Source organism: Xanthomonas sp. 10-10, from assembly GCF_040182365.1.
Classification (GTDB): Bacteria; Pseudomonadota; Gammaproteobacteria; order Xanthomonadales; family Xanthomonadaceae; genus Xanthomonas; species Xanthomonas arboricola_F.
Genome location: NZ_CP144460.1, coordinates 851,060 through 872,247, shown reverse-complemented (window position 1 = coordinate 872,247; position 21,188 = coordinate 851,060). Strand labels below are relative to the sequence as shown.

At 66.0% G+C, this 21,188-nt stretch carries 16 protein-coding genes; 7 read left to right on the top strand and 9 right to left on the bottom strand.

Annotated features, from left to right (window positions below):
• Positions 1-16: 16 nt before the first annotated feature.
• The gene (locus tag VZ068_RS03705) at positions 17-1,036 is read right to left on the bottom strand and encodes a hypothetical protein (protein WP_349656946.1); all 1,020 of its coding nucleotides are present in this window, start codon (positions 1,034-1,036) and stop codon (positions 17-19) included.
• 575 nt (positions 1,037-1,611) lie between these two features.
• Here VZ068_RS03705 and treA point away from each other — a divergent pair.
• The gene (gene treA, locus VZ068_RS03700) at positions 1,612-3,285 is read left to right on the top strand and encodes an alpha,alpha-trehalase TreA (RefSeq protein WP_349656945.1); all 1,674 of its coding nucleotides are present in this window, start codon (positions 1,612-1,614) and stop codon (positions 3,283-3,285) included.
• 147 nt (positions 3,286-3,432) lie between these two features.
• Here the strand turns inward: treA and VZ068_RS03695 are convergent, their stop codons facing one another.
• Positions 3,433-4,437, bottom strand: a complete 1,005-nt coding sequence (locus VZ068_RS03695; RefSeq protein WP_349656944.1) for an arabinan endo-1,5-alpha-L-arabinosidase — start codon at positions 4,435-4,437, stop codon at positions 3,433-3,435.
• A gap of 275 nt (positions 4,438-4,712) precedes the next feature.
• A complete protein-coding gene (locus VZ068_RS03690) occupies positions 4,713-6,815 on the bottom strand; it encodes an NHL repeat-containing protein (protein ID WP_349656943.1) in 2,103 nt (700 codons plus the stop codon).
• Positions 6,816-7,007: 192 nt separating this feature from the next.
• Between VZ068_RS03690 and VZ068_RS03685 the strand changes: the two genes are divergently transcribed.
• The gene (locus VZ068_RS03685) at positions 7,008-7,703 is read left to right on the top strand and encodes an AIM24 family protein (protein ID WP_046964488.1); all 696 of its coding nucleotides are present in this window, start codon (positions 7,008-7,010) and stop codon (positions 7,701-7,703) included.
• Positions 7,704-8,234: 531 nt separating this feature from the next.
• On the opposite strand, the gene VZ068_RS03680 is transcribed toward VZ068_RS03685, so the two are convergent.
• Positions 8,235-9,146: a CorA family divalent cation transporter gene (locus VZ068_RS03680; RefSeq protein WP_349656942.1), complete on the bottom strand. Its 912-nt coding sequence runs from the start codon at positions 9,144-9,146 to the stop codon at positions 8,235-8,237.
• A 274-nt stretch (positions 9,147-9,420) separates the two neighbouring features.
• Positions 9,421-10,794 carry a D-serine/D-alanine/glycine transporter gene (cycA, locus tag VZ068_RS03675; RefSeq protein WP_259155425.1) on the bottom strand — a complete coding sequence of 458 codons (1,374 nt, stop codon included), beginning with the start codon at positions 10,792-10,794 and terminating at the stop codon, positions 9,421-9,423.
• 556 nt (positions 10,795-11,350) lie between these two features.
• On the opposite strand from cycA, the gene VZ068_RS03670 reads away from it, so the two are divergent.
• On the top strand, positions 11,351-13,123 hold the full coding sequence (locus VZ068_RS03670) for an expansin EXLX1 family cellulose-binding protein (protein ID WP_349656941.1): 1,773 nt from the start codon (positions 11,351-11,353) through the stop codon (positions 13,121-13,123).
• A gap of 415 nt (positions 13,124-13,538) precedes the next feature.
• Here the strand turns inward: VZ068_RS03670 and VZ068_RS03665 are convergent, their stop codons facing one another.
• Complete coding sequence (locus tag VZ068_RS03665; RefSeq protein WP_349656940.1) at positions 13,539-13,751, bottom strand: hypothetical protein; 213 nt, start codon at positions 13,749-13,751, stop codon at positions 13,539-13,541.
• Positions 13,752-14,046: 295 nt separating this feature from the next.
• Here VZ068_RS03665 and VZ068_RS03660 point away from each other — a divergent pair, with 295 nt between their 5' ends.
• Complete coding sequence (locus tag VZ068_RS03660; protein ID WP_349656939.1) at positions 14,047-14,817, top strand: transporter substrate-binding domain-containing protein; 771 nt, start codon at positions 14,047-14,049, stop codon at positions 14,815-14,817.
• A gap of 135 nt (positions 14,818-14,952) precedes the next feature.
• Here the strand turns inward: VZ068_RS03660 and VZ068_RS03655 are convergent, their stop codons facing one another.
• The gene (locus tag VZ068_RS03655) at positions 14,953-15,828 is read right to left on the bottom strand and encodes a DMT family transporter (RefSeq protein ID WP_046964496.1); all 876 of its coding nucleotides are present in this window, start codon (positions 15,826-15,828) and stop codon (positions 14,953-14,955) included.
• A 432-nt stretch (positions 15,829-16,260) separates the two neighbouring features.
• Here VZ068_RS03655 and VZ068_RS03650 point away from each other — a divergent pair, with 432 nt between their 5' ends.
• The gene (locus VZ068_RS03650) at positions 16,261-17,112 is read left to right on the top strand and encodes an MnmC family methyltransferase (protein ID WP_259155429.1); all 852 of its coding nucleotides are present in this window, start codon (positions 16,261-16,263) and stop codon (positions 17,110-17,112) included.
• Between the two features lie 66 nt (positions 17,113-17,178).
• Positions 17,179-17,712 (top strand): hypothetical protein, encoded by a 534-nt coding sequence (locus tag VZ068_RS03645; protein ID WP_349656938.1) that lies wholly within the window; start codon positions 17,179-17,181, stop codon positions 17,710-17,712.
• Between the two features lie 156 nt (positions 17,713-17,868).
• Here VZ068_RS03645 and VZ068_RS03640 read toward each other — a convergent pair whose 3' ends face one another.
• Positions 17,869-18,102 (bottom strand): hypothetical protein, encoded by a 234-nt coding sequence (locus VZ068_RS03640; RefSeq protein ID WP_349656937.1) that lies wholly within the window; start codon positions 18,100-18,102, stop codon positions 17,869-17,871.
• A gap of 394 nt (positions 18,103-18,496) precedes the next feature.
• On the opposite strand from VZ068_RS03640, the gene VZ068_RS03635 reads away from it, so the two are divergent.
• Positions 18,497-19,042 carry a hypothetical protein gene (locus VZ068_RS03635; RefSeq protein WP_349656936.1) on the top strand — a complete coding sequence of 182 codons (546 nt, stop codon included), beginning with the start codon at positions 18,497-18,499 and terminating at the stop codon, positions 19,040-19,042.
• Positions 19,043-19,228: 186 nt separating this feature from the next.
• Here the strand turns inward: VZ068_RS03635 and VZ068_RS03630 are convergent, their stop codons facing one another.
• On the bottom strand, positions 19,229-21,103 hold the full coding sequence (locus tag VZ068_RS03630) for a GGDEF domain-containing protein (RefSeq protein ID WP_349657640.1): 1,875 nt from the start codon (positions 21,101-21,103) through the stop codon (positions 19,229-19,231).
• Between the last annotated feature and the right edge of the window lie 85 nt (positions 21,104-21,188).

Below are 21,188 nucleotides of genomic sequence, written 5' to 3'. Positions count from 1 at the left end.
AGCGCAAACGTCCCACCTACCCCACCGCGCACTGCTTCAATTGCCGGTCGGCATACCACAGCGCGCGACGCGCCAGGTCGTAGGCACTGTCGGCCTGACGTGGCAACAGCTGTGCAGCCATCACCGGGTCGGCGCCATTGTTGAGCGCGTGTTCGGCGCGCTCCAGGTCGGACAGATGCGTGCGGACCGGCGACAGCAGCGACTTGCGCCTGGACCCATCGCAGCGTGCGCTGCGTTGTTCCAGCGCCGCCAATGCCTCGCGGATGCGGCGGCTGGCTTCGCCCTTGAGGTCGGGCAAGGTTTCGTGTGCGATCGGCGCGGCCTTGTACGCATCGCCGGTGGCTTCGCTGCCCATGTCGGCCTGATTTGCGGCCAGCGCAGGATTGAAGCGCACGTCCGGCGGCGGGCGTGCCTTGGCCACCTGCGTCTGCGGCCCGTTGAGCATGTCGTTGAACTTCTTCATGCCGCGATTCATTTCCTGCATCGCCACGTCGCCCAGCGTGCCGTCGCTCTTCCAATCCTTGGCAAAGCGCGTGTCCTGGTACTGCACCGGGTTGACCCGCTCCATCACGTTGCGCGCCTTGGCCTGCGCGCGCGCGTCGGTCATCCCCGGCGGCACTGCGCCGCCTTGCGCCATCGGGTCCACCTTGGTGTCGAGTGGCATGCGCAGACGGCCCTCGCGGGTATACAGCTGCGCTGCCATCGATGCATCGGCCGGTGCGTTGGCGGCCGCGACCTGACGCTGCGGCGGCGGGGTGCGCGTGGGCGGTGGCGCACGACGGGCGGCCGATGCGGAAGCGGCGCTGGCGCGTTGTTGCCGCCTGGGCTGCTCCTGCGGCGGCGGCTGGACCGGCGGCGCCGGCGGCGTCACCTGCGGACGCGGCAGGAAATACACCAGCAGGCTTTCATCCTGCTGCACGGCCAGACGCGGAGCCGGCATGTACAGCAACAGGCACGCAAGAAAAAACAGGATGGCGCCCGTGCATGCGGCTGCAGCAACATGCGCGACAAGCGCTTCCTTCCTGCGGGTGATCACAATGCGGGAGACCGATAAGGTAAGAGACGGGCACCGCACCACCAACCCCGGTGCGGAGCGCGCAAATCTAGCGGTCGCGGCGTTTACGCGCGTTTGAAATTCGTTGTCTGCTCGACAGGGACCAGTCGCCATTCACATTGAGCGCAGGCCCCGGCTCTACCGATCACCCATCGCGCGGCCACGGTGCGCGCTGGCCGGTGCCCGATGATCGGCCGGGCAGTCCCGGGCCTGGCACTGACGCTGACAAGCCGACGTCGGCACCTGCGCGCGCGCAGGGCCATCATCCGCGGGCATGTCGTCGACCTCGGCTATGCGCGTTTGCCGCTTGCCTGCCGTGCGCTGGCGCACTTCTTGCAGCGATGGCATTGGACTCAGTGCGCCGTCGCGCCGCTCAAGCTGACTGGATCGGCGCCGATACGCCTGGATTGGCGCACGTTGCGGCGGCGCGCCGGATCACCTTGCTGAATCCCGTTGTCACTGCGCGAAGTCTGCCGGCGTTGCGGCAGCGCACGCGGTCCCGCCTGCCACTTCGGTCGTTTACCATGCCTGACGCCACTGCCCGTTCTGGAGATGCCATGAGTTCTGCCGCGCCCCCGTGCTGCACGTCGCTGCTTGGCCTGTCGCTGAGCATGTTCGTCGCGCCGTGCACGCTGACTGCCGCGCCGATGGACACTCCGGTCGTCAATGCGCCTGCGTCCACGCCGCCGACGCCCGATGTGGCCTACCCGGAACTGTTCCAGGCCGTGCAGAGCGGCGAGCTGTTCGACGACCAGAAGCATTTCGTCGACTTCCTGCCGCTGCGCGACCCGGCCCTGATCAATGCCGACTATCTGGCGCAGCACGATCACCCGGGCTTCGATCTGCGCAAGTTCGTGGATGCCAATTTCGAAGAATCGCCGCCGGTGCAGACCGACGCCATCCGCCAGGACACGGCGCTGCGCGAACACATCGACCTGTTGTGGCCGAAGCTGGTGCGCAGCCAGACCCACGTGCCACCGCACAGCAGCCTGCTGGCGCTGCCGCACCCGTACGTGGTGCCGGGCGGGCGCTTCCGCGAGGTGTACTACTGGGATTCCTACTTCACCATGCTCGGCCTAGTGAAGAGCGGCGAGACCACGCTCAGCCGTCAGATGCTGGACAACTTCGCCTACCTGATCGATACCTACGGGCATATCCCCAACGGTAACCGCAGCTACTACCTCAGCCGTTCGCAGCCGCCGTTCTTCTCCTACATGGTGGAACTGCAGGCCGGTGTGGAAGGCGAGGCGGTCTATCAGCGGTATCTGCCGCAGCTGCAAAAGGAATACGCGTACTGGATGCAGGGCAGCGACGGGCTCCAGCCCGGCGAAGCCGCGCGCCATGTGGTGCGCCTGGCCGATGGCAGCGTGCTCAACCGCTATTGGGACGAGCGCGACACGCCGCGTCCGGAGGCCTGGCTGCACGACACCCGCACCGCAGCCGAAGTAAAGGACCGTCCCGCCACCGAGGTTTACCGCGACCTGCGCGCCGGTGCCGAGAGCGGCTGGGACTACACCAGCCGCTGGTTGGCCGATGGGCAGAACCTGCGCACCATCCGCACCACCGCCATCATCCCGATCGATCTCAACAGCCTGCTGTATCACCTGGAGCGCACCCTGGCGCAGGCGTGTACGCAGCCGGGCGCCGAGTGCACGCTCGATTACGCCGCACTGGCGCAGCAACGCAAGCAGGCCATCGAGGCGCATCTGTGGAACGCCGCCGGCTACTACGCCGACTACGACTGGCAGAACCGCACGCTCAGCGACCAGGTCACCGCCGCTGCGTTGTATCCGCTGTTCGCAGGCCTGGCGTCGGATGCCCATGCCAAGCGCACCGCCACCGTGGTGCGCGCGCGTCTGCTGCGCCCCGGGGGCCTGGCCACCACCGCGGTGAAGACCGGCCAGCAATGGGACGAGCCCAATGGCTGGGCGCCGCTGCAGTGGGTGGCGGTGGACGGCTTGCGTCGCTACGGCGAAGACGCACTGGCGCGCACCATCGGCGAACGTTTCCTCACCCAGGTGCAGGCGCTGTTCGCGCGCGAGCACAAGCTGGTCGAAAAATACGGCCTGGATGCCGATGCGGCCGGTGGCGGCGGCGGCGAATACGCCTTGCAGGACGGCTTTGGCTGGACCAATGGCGTGACCTTGATGCTGTTGAATCTGTATCCGGACTCAGCGACCCAGGCGGCGCCGGCCAAACGCGTGCGCAAGCCCGAAGCGGCCACGCGCTGAGCGTGCGTCAGCGGATGCCGGGCATTGCTCGGCGGCGCTGGCGGCAGCGTAGTTTCGGCAGTCGGCAGCGCCGGCAGATCACGGCAACACGCATCGCCCGATCGCTGCGCCATTGCAGGGAGCAGCAGCGTGCCCCATTGATCGCTGCTACTGCACCACCGGCCATGCACTGCCGTCATACCCCAGCCGATTGATGCCCAGGCGCGCGTCGCCGCGGTCGTCGTAGTAGTGGTAGACCAGGATGTCGCCGTCGCCATCGCGGAACACCGATTGCCCGCCTGGCCCATGCATGCTGCCCAAGCCGGACTGGATCACCGTGCCGCCGCCGTTGCGCATGTCCACACCGGCGCGATCCAGATACGGCCCGGTCACCGAGCGCGCACGCCCCACCGCGATCTTGTAGGTGCTGCTGGCGCCCTTGCAGCACGCATCGAACGACACGAACAGGTAGTACCAGCCATTGGCCTGCTGGATGAACGGTGCCTCCACCGCGCCCGGGGACGGCCGGCTCGCCAGGCTGTAGCGCGTCGTGTTGCCGGACAGCTGCTTGCCGGTGCCCGGATCGAGCTGGATCAGCTTGATGCCCGACCAGAACGAGCCGAACGCCAGCCACCACTTGCCGTTACCGTCCACTACCAGATTGCCGTCGATGGCGTTGTAGTCGTCGCTGCTTTTGGAGGTGTAGACGATGCCTTGATCCTTCCACGAGCCAGGCTTGCCGGTGCTGCTGCTGGCAAGCGCAATCGCCGAGGTGTTGGTGGCGAACTTGGAGGCGGTGTAATGCATCAGGTACTTGCCGCCGTGGAAGGACACATCCGGCGCCCACAGCTGGTTGTCCGGGTTGTAGCTGCGCACCCAGCTCGGCATGCTGCTGAAGATCGCACCCGCATTGCTGAACTTGGTCCGGTCGGTACTGGTGACCACGCCGGTGGTGGCATAGATGTAGTAACGCCCATCGCTCAACTTGAGCATCGACGGATCGTGCACGATGGTGTCGCCGCTCACCACACCCGGCCCCACTGCCGCCTGCACGGGTGCGCTGTGCAAGCCGGTCGCAACAGCGGCCAGGGTCAACAGTGACGCGGTTGCGCCGCCACGCAGCGACATTCCAGACCAGCCCCCATCCACTCCACTGCCACGAACAACGCGCATCGGCCCACTCCTTGAACAACGTAAAGACGTTTTCTGCAGGACCAATCTAGCCAAGCGGCAATGCCACGAATCCGACGCTGATCTCAGAAGCACGGCGCAGGCAACCTGGCAGCGTGTTTTGCGACGCACCTTCAACGCGGAGCGTGCGATGCAGCTGAGTGCCGGGCATGCGCATGTGGATCCAATCCCGATCGCAGCGATCGTCGTGCACAGCGGCCTGCGCCACGCATGTGTCACCGATGCGCTGCCTCGTCATCAACGCAAGGCCCTATGCGTCATTCCACCCGCACGCGCAGATCCCGATTGGCGGTCGCCGTATTGCCGCTGTAATCGCGCGCGGTAATGCGCAGGACGTAGTCGCCCGGCGGCAGCGCACCGGCTTGCCACTGCCCGCTGCCAAGACGGCCATCGCGCACCGTGTTGCCGACCATGTAGCGGAACCGCGTCACCGCGCTGCCATGCACGGTGATACCGCTATCGGGCGCGTAGGCGGTCAAGACGGCATCCGGGTCGCTGGGCATGCGGTCGAACACGATCGTCATGCGCGGCTCCGCTTCGCCGGCCAGCGGCGTGCCCTGCGCATCCAGCACCTGATAACCGAGCGCGTACAGCCCCAGACGACGACGCGGCAAATTGCGATCCACCTGGTCCCACGCCTCGACCACGATCTGCACCCCCGCCGCGCGCGGCACCTGCACCACGCCGTTGGTCACCGGCAATGGCTGTCCCGCAGCATCGAGCAGACTCAGCTTGTCGATATGCGGCGCCACATGATCCGCGTAGCCGACAAACCCCAGCTGCACCGCATTGCGCTCGAAGCCGTTGGCACCAACAGTCAGATGCACATGCGCCATGCCATTGAGCGTGCCCAGTGCATCGCCGGCACGAAATCGCGTACCGCGCAGTACGCGCATACGCTCGGGTTTGCCGTCGGCGTCAGCCAGCAGATGAAAGCGTTCCGGATCCAGCGGCTTGCCTTGCGCGGTACGGCCCACGCGCAGATGGATGTAGCCGATCGTATCCAGTGCCAGACCTTCGCTCAATTGCCCCAGCCCCCAACTGGCGTTGGGACTGGACACCTTGGCATCGGCAACCGCAACGACCGTCTGGCCGACGTCGCCGCGGATATCCAGGCCCGCATGCAGATGATCGCGACTGACTCCCTGGTAGTTGCCGCGCACCTCGCCGAGCGTGCCCACCACTTCATGCCAGCCGGTCTGCGGCTGTAACGGCCAGCGGCCCTGGGTGACGGGCAAGGGCTGCGCATCGGCCGGCCCGACCACGGGCGCGGCATCCGCGTTGGCCGCAGTTGCCGGCACCAACCGATGCACGCGCGCGCTGCCCGCGTCGCTGACGTACACCACGCCCTGCGCATCCACCGCCATCCCCGCCGGGCGCGACAGGCGTTGCATCACGTCCTCGCCGCTCATCGTCACCACATGCCCGGCACGCGTCACCTGCAGCACGCGCCCGCTTGCATCGCCCACGTACAGCACGCCGTCATGCGTGATGGCGAGCGCCATCGGCCGATACAGCAGCGGACTGAGGTCGGCAGGATCGCCACCGACCAAGGTACTGACGCTGCCATCGGGGGCAATACGGCGGATCGCGTCGTTACGCATGTCGGCCACCCACACCACACCGTGCGCATCCACCTCAAGGTCGGTCGGCGTATCCAGGCGCGCCTGATCGCCGACGCCATCGGCCATGCCGGGCAAGGCGCCGCCGGCCAGGGTGCGGACCTGTCCATCGGGCGCGATCACGCGGATGCGATCGTTGTAGGTATCGGCGACATACACGCGCCCCTGCGCATCCACCGCCACGCCCATCGGCCCATTGAAACGTGCCTGCGCCGGGGCACCATCGCGAAACCCGGCACGGCCGTCGCCGGCCAGCGTGGTCACTACGCCTTGTGGTGTGCGCTTGCGGATCGCATGGTTGCCGGTGTCGGCGATATACAGATTGCCGGCCGTGTCGAAGGCGATCCCCGATGGCGTATCGAACGCCGCGGCCGCGCCCGTGCCATCGGCAAAACCTTCGCGCCCGCCCGCGAGCGTCTGCACGCTGCCGTCGGGAAGCATGGCGCGGATGCGGTTGTTGTCGCCGCCGTCGGCGATGTACAGCGCGCCATCCGCGTCGATCGCCAGGCCGTAGGGGTCGGCAAACTGCGCCTCGGTCGCGCGGCCATCCTGCGCGCCACGCACACCGTTGCCGGCCACCCACTGCAACTGCGCCCGCCATCCCAATGGCGTCGCAGCCGGGCCCTGCGCCTGCGGCAAGGCCCTTGGCGCCGGCACCCACCACCACCATGTCGCCAGCAACGCGGTTGCGGTGGCCACCAGCACCGCACAGATCCACAGCTTGGGTCGTGTTGCCATGCAAGTCGCGTCTGTTGAGAGGAACCGCACTTTAAACGCGTTCGGCAACGTGCGAAGTTGGGTGTGGCATTGAGACGCCGCGTGCAACGCCGCGTCGAGCTGCGGCAAGCGCAAGCTCCTGCGTGCGCAGGCGAGGGATGCCGACATCCAGGCCGCGTATCATGCGCACTCTTTCACTCCAGGATGGAACGCATGGCCGTACGCTCGCTCAACGAATTTCTTGCCCACTCCAAGGAAAAGGACCTCAGCCCGGATCCGTTCGAGCTGGAAAACCCGCATCTGCTGGAAGTGCGCCTGGACGGCATGGTGTGGTCCAAGGCCGGCGCCATGGTCGCGCGCACCGGCAACGTCAAGTTCACCCGCGAGGGTCTGCTGGAACAGGGCCTGGGCAACCTGCTGAAGAAGGCCGTCAGCGGCGAAGGCATGCAGCTGATGAAGGCCGAAGGCCAGGGCCGTGTATATCTGGCCGACCTCGGCAAGCTGGTCACGCTGCTGCGTTTGAATGGCGAGGCGATCTTCGTCAACGGCAACGATGTGCTGGCGTTCGAGTCCGGTGTCGAACACAAGATCACGATGATGCGCAAAGTGGCCGGCATGCTGTCCGGCGGCCTGTTCAACGTGCGCCTGAGCGGCCACGGCATCGTGGCGATCACCTCGCACTATGAGCCGCTGACCCTGCCGGTCACCGCCGCCAGCGGCCCGGTGTTCACCGACCCCAACGCCACCGTGGCCTGGTCGGGCACGCTGACCCCGGAGCTGGTGACCGACGTGTCGATCGGCACGCTGTTTGGCCGCGGCTCGGGCGAAAGCCTGCAGATGCGCTTCGCCGGCGAAGGCTGGGTGGTGGTGCAGCCGTACGAAGAAGCCAGTTTCCAGGCCAAGGGCTGATTCAGGCCACCCGGCAGCACTAGACAATGCGCATCACACGCTACGCAGCTAGGCGGTTTTCCAGTCACGACGCGGTGCGCAGTGACAGCGGCACATCCCGGCCCACCCTGTAGGAGCGCCCCCGGGCGCGATGTGGCTTTACCGGTAACGCCACATCGCGCCCAGGTGCGCTCCTACGGTTTCCTGCATTTTGCTGCGGGCTGCACGGCTTCCTAGCTGCACTGGCCTGGCAGTGCGTGGTCGCGACATCGTGCGCATCAGATGATTGCGCACGGCATGTCGTAGGAGCGCCCCCGGGCGCGAGGGCCTTACCGGTAACGCCACATCGCGCCCGAGGGCGCTCCTACGTTTTCCTGCGTTCTGCTGCGGGCTGCACAGCTTCCGAGCTGCACTGGCTTGGCAGTGCGTGGTCGCGACATCGTGCGCATCAGATGATTGCGCTGGCGGCACGTTGTAGGAGCGCCCTTGGGCGCGAGGACCTTACCGGTAACGCCATATCGCGCCCGGGTGCGCCCCTACGGTTCTCATGGATCACACCCAGCCGCGCTTGCGGAACCATGCCAGCGGAATCACCACGCTCAGCGCGATGACGCCCAGCGCCCAGAAATAGTTGTCGTGCCCCTTCAGTTCGGGCATGTAGGCGAAGTTCATACCCCAGATGCCGACCAGCACGGTGGGCGGGATGCCGACCACCGAGGCCACCGCCATCACCTTCATCACGTTGTTCTGGTCCATGTTGATCATCCCCAGCACGCTGTCGAGCAGGAACTCGATGCGGTCGTCCATGTGCTGCTGGAATTCGCTCAGGGTGGTCAGGTCCTTGTGCAGCATTCCGATACGCTTGGCCGCATCGGCGGCGAACCAGTCCGGGGCAGCGCCATCCAGATAGGTGATCAGGCGCAGCATGCCCTGCCCTGCATTGTGCAGCCCGCCCAGCTGGCGGCCCATGCCGCCGACCTGATGCAGCATGCGCTCCAGGTCACGGGTTTTGTGCGGCTTGTCGAACACCTGCTGGGTGGTTTCGGTGACCTGGGCTTCGAGCGCCTCCAGCCGGTCTGCCAGGCGCCCGACAAGTTGATCGAACATGCGCAGCAACAAGTCGTCGGAACTGTGGCAGGGCTCGTGCTCCAGCCGCGCGACCAAGGCGTCGAACGAGCCGATGCGCTGCTCGCGCTGGGTCACCAGCATGCTCGGCGATAGCGCAAAGCCCAGCGGCGCGGTCGGACCATCGTCGTCCTGAAAGCGCGGCACGTTGAGGAACAGCACATCGCCCTGGCGGCGCACCCGGCTACTGAATTCGATCTCTCCGATGGCGGCACGATCGGGCAGCGCAAACCCCACCCGCTTGGCGGTGTCGTCCAACTCCTGCGGGGTCGGCTGGCACAGGTCGACCCAGTACCCCTGTGCGTGATGGGTTCCGGCAATCGGGTGGATCGTGATCATGCGGCAGGCCGTGGCGGTGGATGGCCGCGAGCATCCGGCCCCATCTCATCGGCGTCAACGCCAATGCACCAGCACGCTCAGCTGACAGTGGCCTTCATCGCGGCGATGTGCAGCCGCAAACACATCGTCCGCCCTTGCGGAGCCTGCGTTGCAGCACTCGTCGAGCAAGCCCAACTAAAGCGGCGGCGCACATGGCGATGTAAGGACCGGCAGTGCAGTACCGCGCCGGTCATGCCGGCGGGTCACGCCGTGCCGGCACTGCCACGCCGACCGCTCAGGCACGGATCTGCCGCTGCTTCACCGCATAGCCGATCGCCAGGATCAGGAACCACACCGGGCTGGCCAGCAAGGCCTGGCGCGTGTCCGCCTGCAGGGTCAGCAGCACCAGAACGAAGGCGAAGAACGCCAGGCACACGTAGCACATCAGTACGCCGCCAGGCATCTTGAATGCCGAAGCGGCATGCTGCTCCGGACGCTTGCGCCGGTACGCGATGTAGGCGCACAGGATCAGCGACCACACGAACATGAAGAGCACCGCCGACAACGTCGTGACCAGCGTAAACGCAGTGACCAGGTTGGGAATCAGGTACACCAGCATCGCGCCCAGCAGCAGGCACACGCAGGAAAAGAGCAGGCCGCGTGCCGGTACCGCAGCGCGCGAGAGTGTTGCGAACCCCTTCGGCGCATGCCGTTCTTCGGCAAGACCATAGAGCATGCGGCTGGTGGAAAAGATGCCACTGTTTGCCGACGAGGTGGCCGAGGTCAACACCACGAAGTTGATCAGGCTCGCTGCCGCCGGCACGCCGGCCAGCACGAACAACTCCACGAACGGGCTCTTGTCGGCCACCACCTGCCGCCACGGCGTGACCGCCATGATCGCCACCAGCGCCAGCACATAGAAAATCAAAATGCGGACCGGAATCGAGTTGATCGCCTTGGGCAGATTGCGGCGCGGGTCGGCGGTTTCTGCGGCGGTGGTGCCCACCAGCTCGATACCGACGAAGGCGAACACCGCGATCTGGAAACCGGCAAAAAAGCCACCGATGCCCATCGGGAACATGCCGCCGTCGTTCCACAGATTGCTCAGTGAGGCCACATTGCCCGACGGCGAACGGAAACCCCAGGCCACCAGTCCGGCGCCGGTGACGATCAACGCGCAGATGGCGATGATCTTAATCAGCGCAAACCAGAACTCCATCTCGCCGAACAGTTTCACCGTCACCAGATTCAATGCCAGCAGCAACAGCACGCACAGAATCGCCGGAATCCACGGTGCCAGGCCCGGAAACCAGAATTGCGCATACGCGGCAATGGCGATCACATCGGCGATGGCAGTGATGATCCAGCAGAACCAGTACGTCCATCCGCAGAAGAACCCGGCCCACGGCCCGAGCAGGTCGGTGGAGAAATCGATGAACGACTTGTAGTCCAGGTTGGACAGCAGCAGCTCGCCCATCGCGCGCATCACGAAGAACAGCATCGCGCCGATGATCAGGTAGACGAACAGGATCGACGGCCCGGCCAGACTGATCGTCTTGCCTGAGCCCATGAACAAGCCGGTACCGATCGCCCCACCGATCGCGATCAACTGCAGGTGGCGATTGGACAAGCTGCGTTGCAACTGATCGGGTGCGGACGGATCGGACATTGGCACGGCACCGGCAAGTGAACAAGCCGTCAAAAATACGAGATCGCGCCCGCCGGCACCAGCGTTTGATGCAGCTGCCGTTCGCACGACCGAAGTCGCCACAGCAGGGGAGTACCCGCCCCAACATGGTGCGTTGATCGTCGCCGTCACGCAGCCACCGGCCGCTGGCCATCTGCGAGTGCATCGGTAGGTCAGGTCTGCTGCGTGGCACTTGTCGGCGGCACGCTGCGATCCAAGCATGCATGGCGTCCATTGCATTGAAGTGCGCCGCGACTGCAATGCGCTGCCCGTCCATCTGTCCACGGACTGTCGTCCACACAGTGCAGCGTGTGGTTGTCATGCACCGACCAGCAGCCAGCCGCACACTCGCCATCCGGGACGACTATGCCGAGCCATATGACATTCGTGCGGCATCTCGCACAAACAGCGATCCCCATTCCAGTGCGGCAGTCTGCTTACGGTGCTGCGCACACTCCCGCCCGCTTCCTTGACTGCGCGCACGGACCGCATGCGGCAATAGCTGGTCTGCTGCGTAGCCGCCACCCAGGAGACTTCCATGCAATCGCGCACCCATCTATTGCTCGCCCTCGCGTTGCTCGCCCCCGTGACCGCACCGGCGGTGCAAGTCGATCCGCAGGGCCGACTCGTCGATGCGCAAGGCCAGGCGCTGCAAATCCGCGGGGTAACCTGGCCCGGCTTTGATCGCACTGCGCTGGCCGCTGCCGGTTTGCGCGACAGCACGCTGACGCAGGTTCTGGATCAGATGCAGGCTGCCGATATCAATACCGTGCGTGTGCCGGTGTGCGCAGCGGCGCTGCAGGCCAGACCAGTGGCGGCGGCAGAGGTTGCCGGCGACCCGGCATTGCGCGGGCTGGATGCATCGCGGTTGCTCGATGCGGTGGTGCGTGCCGCCACCGGACGCGGGCTGCAGGTGATATTCGCATTTGCCGATGGCCGCTGCGATGACAGTGCACCGCAACTGGGCACGCAGCAGCAGACATGGATGCGCGGTCTGACCGGCCTTGCACATCGCTACCGCGACACCACCGGTGTCATCGGCATCGATCTTGGCAGCAGCGGTTATCGCAATGCCAGTTGGGCAGGAAATGCCGCGGAGGCGGACTGGAATCGCATCGCATCGCGCGCGGCCGCCAGCGTGCTTGCCCAGGCACCACGCTGGGTGGTGGGCGTGGAAGGCGTAGGCGGCAACGTGGTGTGCAGCGACCCTGCACGCAAGGCCGCTGGCAGCAATCTGCAGCCGCTGGTCTGCGTGCCGCTATGTATCGCAGCGCGACATCTGGTGTTGATGCCGAAGCTTGCCGGCCCGGATCGCGACACGGTCGACGCGTTTGCAGCGCCGGACTTTGCGCAGCGGTTGCCTGCCACCTGGCAACGCGACTTCGGACAATTTGCGCGCGACCACGCCGTGGTCCCGGTCAGCATTGGCGGCGGTCTGGGCGATGGCGATCCGCGCGACCCGGCATGGCAAACCGCACTGAGCGCCTATCTTGCCAACACCGGATTGCGCAGCGCGGTTCTCGGCAGCTGGGAGGTGGGCAATGCCAACAACGGCGGCCTGCTGGCGCCAGACGGCAGCCCGCGCGCTGACAAGTTGCAGGTGCTGCACCAGGCCTGGGGCATCGCGCCGCCAGCCTTTGTCGCCGCATCTGCAAAAAGTGCTGGTGTAAAGGACGTCAGCAAGGCCACGACCTGGGACAGCACCTTCACCGGCACCGCGACGTATACCGGCTCCGGATATTCCGGCGGTGCGCTGCTGCTGGATCCGATCCCGAGCACCGCGTTTATCACCGCACTCAACCCGACGCAGCTGAACTTCGGCGGGGTCAAGGCCGCACTGGCTGGCGCCTATCTGGAAGTGACCGGCCCCAAAGGCAAGACCACCGTGTATGTCACCGACCTGTATCCAGAAGGCGCGTCCGGTGGTCTGGACCTGTCGCATAACGCGTTCGCGGCGATCGGCAACATGGTGGACGGGCGCATCCCGATCAGCTGGAAGGTTGTGCGCGCACCGGTCACCGGCAATGTGCAGTACCGCATCAAGGAGGGCAGCTCACGCTGGTGGGCCGCGATCCAGGTGCGCAACCATGCCTACCCGGTGGTCAAGTTCGAAGTGAAACAAGGCACCACCTGGAAGAGCCTGCAGAAGATGGATTACAACCATTTCCTCGGCGAACAACTGGGCAACCAACCGCTGTCCATCCGCATCACCGATATCCGCGGCAAGGCGATCCTGGACACGATTCCGGCACTCTACGAAGACGGCAGCCACCCTGCGTATTTCCAGCCTGGCAGTGTGCAGTTTCCGTGATTCGGGATTCGCAGTGGCGTAATGCGTCGCTGGCACATCGGTCACGCGCAAGCGAGGAACTCAACGCGGTCTACGCTAGGCGAAACGATCAACACCCCTCTCCTGTCGACGCGAGGGGCGTTGTTTGCACCCTTCGACTCGCAAGCCCTGCGCCGCCCGCGCCGCTAGCGCTGGCCTGGACGCCGAGCGGGATTGGAGTAGCCAAGTGGGGTTGGAGTAAGAACAAGGCGCGAAGCCTCGACATGTTCATCGTTGCCCGAAGACATCCGTCTCGCTCTCGACGTCTCCTCCAGGCAACGCTCCTTGAGCCAGCTGCGTCGCAGACAACGTTGTAAGTGCGGCAGTCGTCTCCACACAGGACGCAGCTCGCTCGCCTCATGCGAACAGCACGACTGCGCAACTTGCCATCACGCCCTCACCCGCCGGCAAGACCACCGCCGACACGCCCCGGCAAGGCCTGATCGTCTTCCTCGTCGAGATTGCCCACCTCCTCGCGCAGGCCGCCTTGTTGCGGCGCCTCCTCGACGGGGATCTCGTCGCCGTTCGTATCCGGATCCGGGGTGCCATGGACCGACATGGCTGCAGCAAAGCTGGTCATGGGGCGTGCAATGCGAGAGGTAAGGTGCATGACTGAGTCCGTGCGTTCGGGTAATGCGGCGACGCTAGGCCGGAGGGCGCTACCGGGTTGTGAGCCGGACGGCGGGAGCCGTAACGCCATGTTGACGTCGCTCGGCGACGAGGTGCGGCGGCCACGCGTGGCGCACGGAGCACCGCGCCGCCTATCGTCCATGTCAACACCGCTGTGACCGACAGCACGCAGCGCACCGGCACGGGGGCACCGCCTGCCACCGGCGACATCGCAACGGTCCAGCGCCGCCCGCCCGACCATCGCTATCATGCGTCCTCATCCCCGAGACCATGCCATGCTCTGTCGCATCCTGCTCGCACTTCTGCTGACCTGTGGTACCGCGCACGCTGCCACGCCGGCGTCTCGGCTGGATGCGGTGCTGCACGCTGGCGTCTTGCGTGTATGCACCACCGGCGACTATCGCCCCTATACGTTGTTGCGCGCCGACGGCAGCTTTGAAGGCAGCGATATCGCGCTGGCGCAATCGCTGGCCGATAGTCTCGGCGTGCGGACCAGTTTTGTGCGCACCAGCTGGCCGCAGCTGCTGCCCGACCTGCTGGCCGACCGGTGCGAGATTGCCGTTGGCGGTATTTCGGTGACCTTGCAACGGCAACGCCAGGCCAGCTTCAGCGCGGTGCTGGATGTGGACGGCAAGATCCCGCTAGTGCGCTGCGCCGACCAGGCACGCTATCGCAGCGTTGCCCAGCTCAATCGCCCCGAAGTGCGCGTGATAGAACCGCCGGGCGGCACCAACGAAGCCTTCGCACGGCGCGAATTGCCGCGCGCGCAGCTGCGGCTGTTTGCCGACAACACCACCATCTTTCAGGAGCTGCTGGAGCGACGCGCCGATGTCATGATCACCGACGCGTCCGAGGCTGTGTACCAGCAGGCTCGCCTGCCTGGCCTATGTGCCATCGCACCCGAGCAGCCGCTGCAATACAGCGAAAAAGCCTTCCTGCTGCCACGCGATGACACCGCATGGAAAGCCTATGTAGACCAGTGGCTGCACCTGAGCAAGGCCAGCGGCGAGTACGTTCGTATTGTCGAGGCCTGGCGCAGGCCTTGATTCGGGATTCGGGATTCGGGAGTCGGGAGTCGGGAGTCGCAACAGCGCTGCTGCGCTCATGTCGCGACGCGCTGAAGCGCTTGCTCTTGTTCTTGCGAATCCCAAATCCCAAATCCCGAGGCGCACAGCGCCTGCCTAAACGATCTTGGTTCGCCGCCACCAGCGCGATACCTGTTCTTCGCGGATCAAGGTAAACAGGCCGGCGCCCAGGATCAGCGCGATGCCCACGCCCATCGGCCAGTCCAGATGGTCGTGGAACAGCAGGTAACCGAACGCGATCGCCCATAGCATCTGGCTGTATTGCGTGGGCGCCACCACGCTGACCGGCGCCAGCCGCGTGGCGTACATCATGCAAATGGCCGCCAGCCCCGCAAGCAGGCCGTAACCGGCCAGCAGGCCCCATTGGTAAAGCGACGGCCAGACGAAGCTCGGCAGCATCAGGATGCCGCCCATCACCAACGGCCCGATCACGCCGGCCCCGTACAGCGTCAACCGTTTTTCGCTATGCCCGGCCATGCGCAGGGCGATCACCGAGATCGCACCGACCAGGCCGCACACGATCGCCGCCACATGCCCGTGGGTGAGATGCCGAAACCCGGGGCGCAGCACGATCAGCACACCGATAAAGCCGACGATCACCGCCGTCCAGCGCCGCCAGCGCACTTCCTCTTTCAGAAACACCACCGACAGCACGGTCACGAAGATCGGCATCAGGAAGATCAGCGCAAACGCTTCGGCCATCGGCAAGGTGGTGAAGGCAATCACCGAGGTGAGATTACCGATGGCGCCGGTGAGCGCGCGCAGCAGCCACAATGCCGGCTGCTTGGCCATGACCAGTTCGCGCAGCTGGTCGTCGGGCTTCTTCAGGAACGGCACCGCCAACAGCATCAGCAAGGCGCCGAGAAACAGCACCTCGTACACGGGCAGCGTCCCTTCGAGCAGCTTCACGAAGGCATCGCTGATCGAATAGGCCGCATAACACGCAAAACCGAGCAGCACACCTTTGAGCATCACGCGCCTCGTGCCTTCGATGACGCCCCACGCGGAAGGAGCGCGGGGAACGCAGCCATTATGCAGTGCGCGTGCGTCCTGCTGGCCGGATGATCCCGCTATTTCGTCCCAAGGCGCCCCTGCCAGATCGTGCGAAGACGCCTGCCCTGAGCGCCTGGCCGTGGACCGTCGCCAGGCGTGCAGGGCGCTCGCGCAAGGCCGTACGTGAGCGAACCTGGGCGGGGCTCGCGCAAGGGCCGGCAGTCGTGGAGGCCTGGCGGCATCCCCGTCGTCGCAGGCCAGGCCCATCATCCCTGGGCAGGCACCGCGTGCACGTCGCGCCGTTCCCCGTCAGCGCCAGCAAACGCTGCAATGTATCGCGCATGCATCACCACGTTTTTAACTCGTCGCCTCGTCGGTTACGATGCCGCCAAGCTCTTCCCCTGCGACCACGTGACCCACTACTCCGGACCGTTGCTCACCCTTCCCGATGCCCAGGCGCTGCTGGCCGCACGCAGCGCCGGCCTTGCCACCTGGACCGGGTCGCTGGATCTGGGCCGCGGCAGCGATACCGTGCAGCTCGACGCGCAGACATGGCAGTGGCGGGGCATGGGCTTTCCCTATCCGGGCAAGCTCAAGGACCGCACGGTGTATTTCTGGGGTGGCGACGATTTTGCGCCGATCTCGCGCTTCGGCAGTGCACTGATCAAACTGGTACCGACCGAATGGGGCGCGCCCACTTTCGAGATCGATGGCATCAAGATGCTGCCGTCTGCACAGATATCGCCGTTCGAAGATGCGCGCCGCAAGGTGGCGCTGGTGAACCCACGCGGCAAGATCGTGCTGGACACCTGCGGCGGCCTGGGGTATTTCGCGGCCTGCGCGCTGGAAGACGGCGTGGCGCAGTTGCTCTCCTTCGAAAAGAACGCCGACGTGCTGTGGCTGCGCACCCTCAACCCGTGGTCGCCGAATCCGGAGGCGGCCGATGCCGGCGGGCGCCTGCACCTCACCCATGCCGACATATCGCAGCAGATCGCCACGCTGGCGGACGATTCGGTCGACGCCATCCTGCATGACCCGCCACGTTTCGGTATCGCCGGCGAGTTGTATTCGCAGGTGTTCTACGACCAACTGGCGCGCGTCCTGCGCCGCGGCGGGCGGCTGTTTCATTACACCGGCGCGCCCAACAGACTCACCAGCGGCCGCGATGTGCCCAATGAAGTGGCCAAGCGTCTGACCAAGGCCGGCTTTACCGCCCAGCTCGCACTGGATGGCGTGCTCGCCACGCTGCCTGTGCGGCGCTAGTTTTCTGGCCCGGCCATGCCGCCGGGCCGATCTGCGATACTGCACCGCCCTCGACACGGACGTTGCATGCGCACGCATCTGGCCACCTTTTCTTTAGCTGCGTCGTTGATGGCGCTGTGCGCCCCGGCACGCGCGCAGACCGCGCCGGCACAGCCGATGTCGGAAGTCACCGCGCGGTATCCGGTAACCACCGCAACGCTGGCCGGGCGCCTGATCCGGCTGGGCGAACGCGATGGCAAATGCGCGGTCTTGCGCGACAACGAGGTGCTGCCACTGGGTGTGCATGCCCCCTGCTACTTCAGCATCAACCGCGAGCACGGCGCGCAGGTACATCACTTCAATGGCAGCGACATCGTGTTGGTGCAGCATGCGCATCCCACCGCGCGCGCAGATTGGGACGTCGCCCGCTATGGGCCGATCTGCGCGTTCGAATCGCAGTCGGTGCGCGAGGTCGACGGGGTGCTGGAGCCCGGCACCGTTGCCAGCTCCTGGCAGTGCGATCCCACCGCCGGCGCCGACCAGAAGCAGTTCGTCTATAGCTACGACACCTGGCCCAAACGCAACCTGCAAAAGCCTGCGCGCAAGCAACGCACGCCATGACGACGACGGCATGCACGCATACGGTGCGGCAGCGCGGCTGCCGCGTTCGCGTGCTGCATTGGTGATCAGCGTCCGCTCAACACATGCCTGCCTGCAGCGCATGGACGAACGCACCACATCAAGCGCAGGCGACTATTTTCCGGATGACCACAGCGCTCACCGGCGCCTGCGGCGACACGCGCTCCACTCGGCGTAAGCGAACCAGACGATGAGGGCCAACAGCGTGCAGGTCAGTGCGGCATCCCAGCCGATGGAAATCCAGAACCGCTGCGGGTCGCTGTCGGCATGGAAGATCCTGGCCGGGCGGCCGCGGATGACGCTGACATAGCGCTGTCGGGCGATCGCCTCCAGCAGCAGCCATAGCCGTCCACAACATGCGATTGTCACCATCAGTACCACCGCGCGCACCAACCATGTCTGGAGGGCACGGTGCCCACGCGTGCGCGCCGGCGGAGAGACAGTGCGGGGCTTTTTCACCCGGGTGTCCAGGCAGTTGCGGGGCGCGCAGTGTACGTGAGCGATCGCGCGCGACACAGGCGTTGAGGATTGTCTGCGCGGATTGAAGGCGATCGCAGCGCCACTGAACTGGTGTTGCAACGCGCATGGACAAGGCGTGCGGCTATACTGCCGGCGCAGCGTACGCAACTGCGTGCATGGAAGGCTTCACGCTGCATTCGTCTCAAGGAAGATGGCCTGCACAACGCGATACCGATGTCCGGACGCTTCCTTGAGTTCCTGCGGGTTTGCCACTCGATGGCAACCGCGTTGTATCAAGGATCTCACTTTGAAGACGTTCACCACCCTGTTGCTGGTCTCCCTCAGCCTGTTGCTCTCTGCGTGCGGGGGCGGCGTCACGTCCGGCGCATCCAAGCTGTCTTCCAGCGATTACCTGCTGCACAACGTGTCGGTCTGGAATGGCGTGGTAACCATCATCGACCCGTGGGTGTCGGGCGAGCGCGGGCAGAGCCTGATCGCCGATGCCGTCGCGCACAAACCGCTGGGTGGGTACAAGACGGCGCTGGGCAGCCAACGCAAGGCATTGGCGGCCAATACGCAGGCCAATACCGCGGTGGCCTCGGGCGTGCCGGACAACGCCAAGGACCTGGACACCAAACTGTCGGCCTACCTCAAGAGCGCCGATACGATGATGGCCGCGCTGGAACGCTTCGCCTCCCTGCCCGATGGCTACACCAATGCCGAACTGGAGCCCTTGGCCAAGGATCTGGAATCGGTCTCCAACCAGCTCAATACCGACATGGAAGCCTTGAATACCGCACAGCGCGCATATTCCGCCGAGCACAAGATTCCGCTGCAGCAAGCCCGCCAGTAACACCTGCTGCCATCGCTCGCCCGCTCAGGCCATGCCGACCTGTCCGGGCGACCGACTTAACAACGGGCCGGTCCGGGTCCGTGGGGTGATGCCCAGGTCCGGCACGAACGCCGGCCGCGTGCAGCACTCACCGAGCGCATCGCGCCTGCAGCGCCGCTCACAGACTGCCCGTCGCATGCCACCGGCTCAGCACACCGCCCATTGATCGCGCCCTGCAGTCTTGGCGGCGTACAGCGCCAGATCGGCCTGGCTCAACAGCACGTCCAGTCCTGCCGCCGGGGTCACGCTCACCGCGCCCATGCAAAAGCGCACCGGCCGCTGTGCGGGCAAGCCGGGGATCTCGATCGCCGCCACCGCATTGCGCAACCGGGCAAACACCGCTGGAATTTCGTCCACACCGCAGCCCGGCAGCACCAGCAGGAATTCTTCGCCGCCCAGTCGGCCCAGGCGGTCGTGGGCGCGCAGCGCCAGCTGCGAGGCGCTGGCCAGCGCCTTGAGCACCGCATCGCCACTGGCATGGCCGTGCACATCGTTGATCAGCTTGAAGTGATCCAGGTCGATCAAGGCCAGCATGCAGGGCGTGTGGGTGCGCAAGGCATGGTCGATCTGTTGCTGCGCCTCGGCGCGGATGGCGCGGCGGTTGGGCAGGCCGGTGAGTTCGTCTCGCATGGCCAGCCGCGAGAGTTGCCGGCGATGGCGTGCGACAAATGCCAGCACGATCAGCGCGCCCACCAGCAGCAGGCAGGCGGCACAGAGCGCGATCCACAAGGCGCGCTGGCCGGCTTCGCGTGCCTCCAGCGCCAGCTGCGCGGTTTCGCTGCGACGGCGCAACTCGGCGTTTTCCGCTTCGCGCCGGGCATCTTCATAGCGTGCCTGCAGCCGCAGCATCACCGTATCGCGCTGGCGGTCCAGGTTTTGCGCGCGCAGCGCGTTGGCGCGCTGCAGCTGCTGGTAGGCCTCGGCATGCCGCCCTTCCACCGCCAGCGCCTGGGCGATGGCATCGACCAGCTCCGCACGTCCACTCAAGCTCAGGTTGGGGTCGTCGGCCGCCTCGGCCGCGACGATCGCGCTGCCGAGACTGGGCGATTTCAGAGCGGTCAAGGCCTGCAACAGGATCGCGTGGCAGGCGGCGACCCGGCCGATATTTCCCTGCGCCTGCATCAACGGCAGCGCCTCGCGCGCCATGGCCAGCGCCGCTGCCGCGTCGCCGGTCTTGATCAAGGCTTCGCTGGTGCTGGTCAGCGCTGCGGCCACGCCGGCCTGATCCCCCAGCTCGCGGCTGAGCGCCAGCGCGCGCCGGAAGTGCAGCAAGGCGGCGGACGGTTGCTGCAGTGCCAGCGCGCTGCCGTATTCGTATTCGATCAAGCTGCGCTGAAAGCGTGCCGGCTGGTCGTGCAGGCGCGCCAGGGCACGTTGCAGATAATCCTGGGCGTCGTTGTCGTCGACCACCCGGCCTGCGACGCGGCTGGCCAGCGACCCCAGCTGGGTCAGGCCATCCAGCTCCAGGCCAAGCAAGTGTTCGCGCGCGGCGCATTGGTAACTGGCCTGCGCCGCACTCCAGGCCTCGTCGCTGCTCCCGGAGGCCAGCATGCTCCACATGTCGACCGCTTCGATCTCGCACAACAGATCGCTGCGCCCCAGCGCGCGCGCCTGCTGACGCAAGCCGTTCAGCCGCGCCACCATGCTGCGGTTGGGGTTTTCGCGCACGTCGCTGAGCGCCTGCACGATGTCCAGCCATAGCCGCGCCTGCGCCGCATTGCCATGCAACTGGTCCAGCAGGCCGTGGGCCTGGGTGAGCGCGGCCTGGCGCGCATCGCTGTCTTCCAGCGAGATCAGCACGCGCGCCTGCGCCAGCAGCGCCCAGAACTGCGCATCGCGGTCGCCATCGGCGCGGGCCTGCTGCAATGCATGCTGGGCGATCCGCAACGCCTGCATCGGGTCGTCGAGCGTGGCCGATTCGATGGCCTTCCAGGGCTGCGGCTGCGCCCAGGCCGTAGTGCTCACCAACAGCAACAGGCAGGCAGCGAGCAGGCGGCGCCAGGCGATCGCAGGCATGCTCAGCGCCCCCTCACTGCGAGGGGGGGCCACACCGCATGCACACGCTTGCCACCGCACTGCACCTGACCTGGCCGGGGCTGGCTGTTTG

Excerpts from the sequence above, each read along its gene's own strand:
- VZ068_RS03660 (WP_349656939.1), top strand. The coding sequence starts at position 14,047 with ATGCTCTGTCGCATCCTGCTCGCACTTCTGCTGACCTGTGGTACCGCG.
- VZ068_RS03680 (WP_349656942.1), bottom strand. The coding sequence starts at position 9,146 with ATGATCACGATCCACCCGATTGCCGGAACCCATCACGCACAGGGGTAC.
- VZ068_RS03690 (WP_349656943.1), bottom strand. The coding sequence starts at position 6,815 with ATGGCAACACGACCCAAGCTGTGGATCTGTGCGGTGCTGGTGGCCACC.
- VZ068_RS03670 (WP_349656941.1), top strand. The coding sequence starts at position 11,351 with ATGCAATCGCGCACCCATCTATTGCTCGCCCTCGCGTTGCTCGCCCCC.
- cycA (WP_259155425.1), bottom strand. The coding sequence starts at position 10,794 with ATGTCCGATCCGTCCGCACCCGATCAGTTGCAACGCAGCTTGTCCAAT.
- VZ068_RS03640 (WP_349656937.1), bottom strand. The coding sequence starts at position 18,102 with ATGGTGACAATCGCATGTTGTGGACGGCTATGGCTGCTGCTGGAGGCG.
- VZ068_RS03665 (WP_349656940.1), bottom strand. The coding sequence starts at position 13,751 with ATGCACCTTACCTCTCGCATTGCACGCCCCATGACCAGCTTTGCTGCA.
- VZ068_RS03695 (WP_349656944.1), bottom strand. The coding sequence starts at position 4,437 with ATGCGCGTTGTTCGTGGCAGTGGAGTGGATGGGGGCTGGTCTGGAATG.
- VZ068_RS03655 (WP_046964496.1), bottom strand. The coding sequence starts at position 15,828 with ATGCTCAAAGGTGTGCTGCTCGGTTTTGCGTGTTATGCGGCCTATTCG.
- VZ068_RS03685 (WP_046964488.1), top strand. The coding sequence starts at position 7,008 with ATGGCCGTACGCTCGCTCAACGAATTTCTTGCCCACTCCAAGGAAAAG.
- treA (WP_349656945.1), top strand. The coding sequence starts at position 1,612 with ATGAGTTCTGCCGCGCCCCCGTGCTGCACGTCGCTGCTTGGCCTGTCG.
- VZ068_RS03645 (WP_349656938.1), top strand. The coding sequence starts at position 17,179 with ATGCGCACGCATCTGGCCACCTTTTCTTTAGCTGCGTCGTTGATGGCG.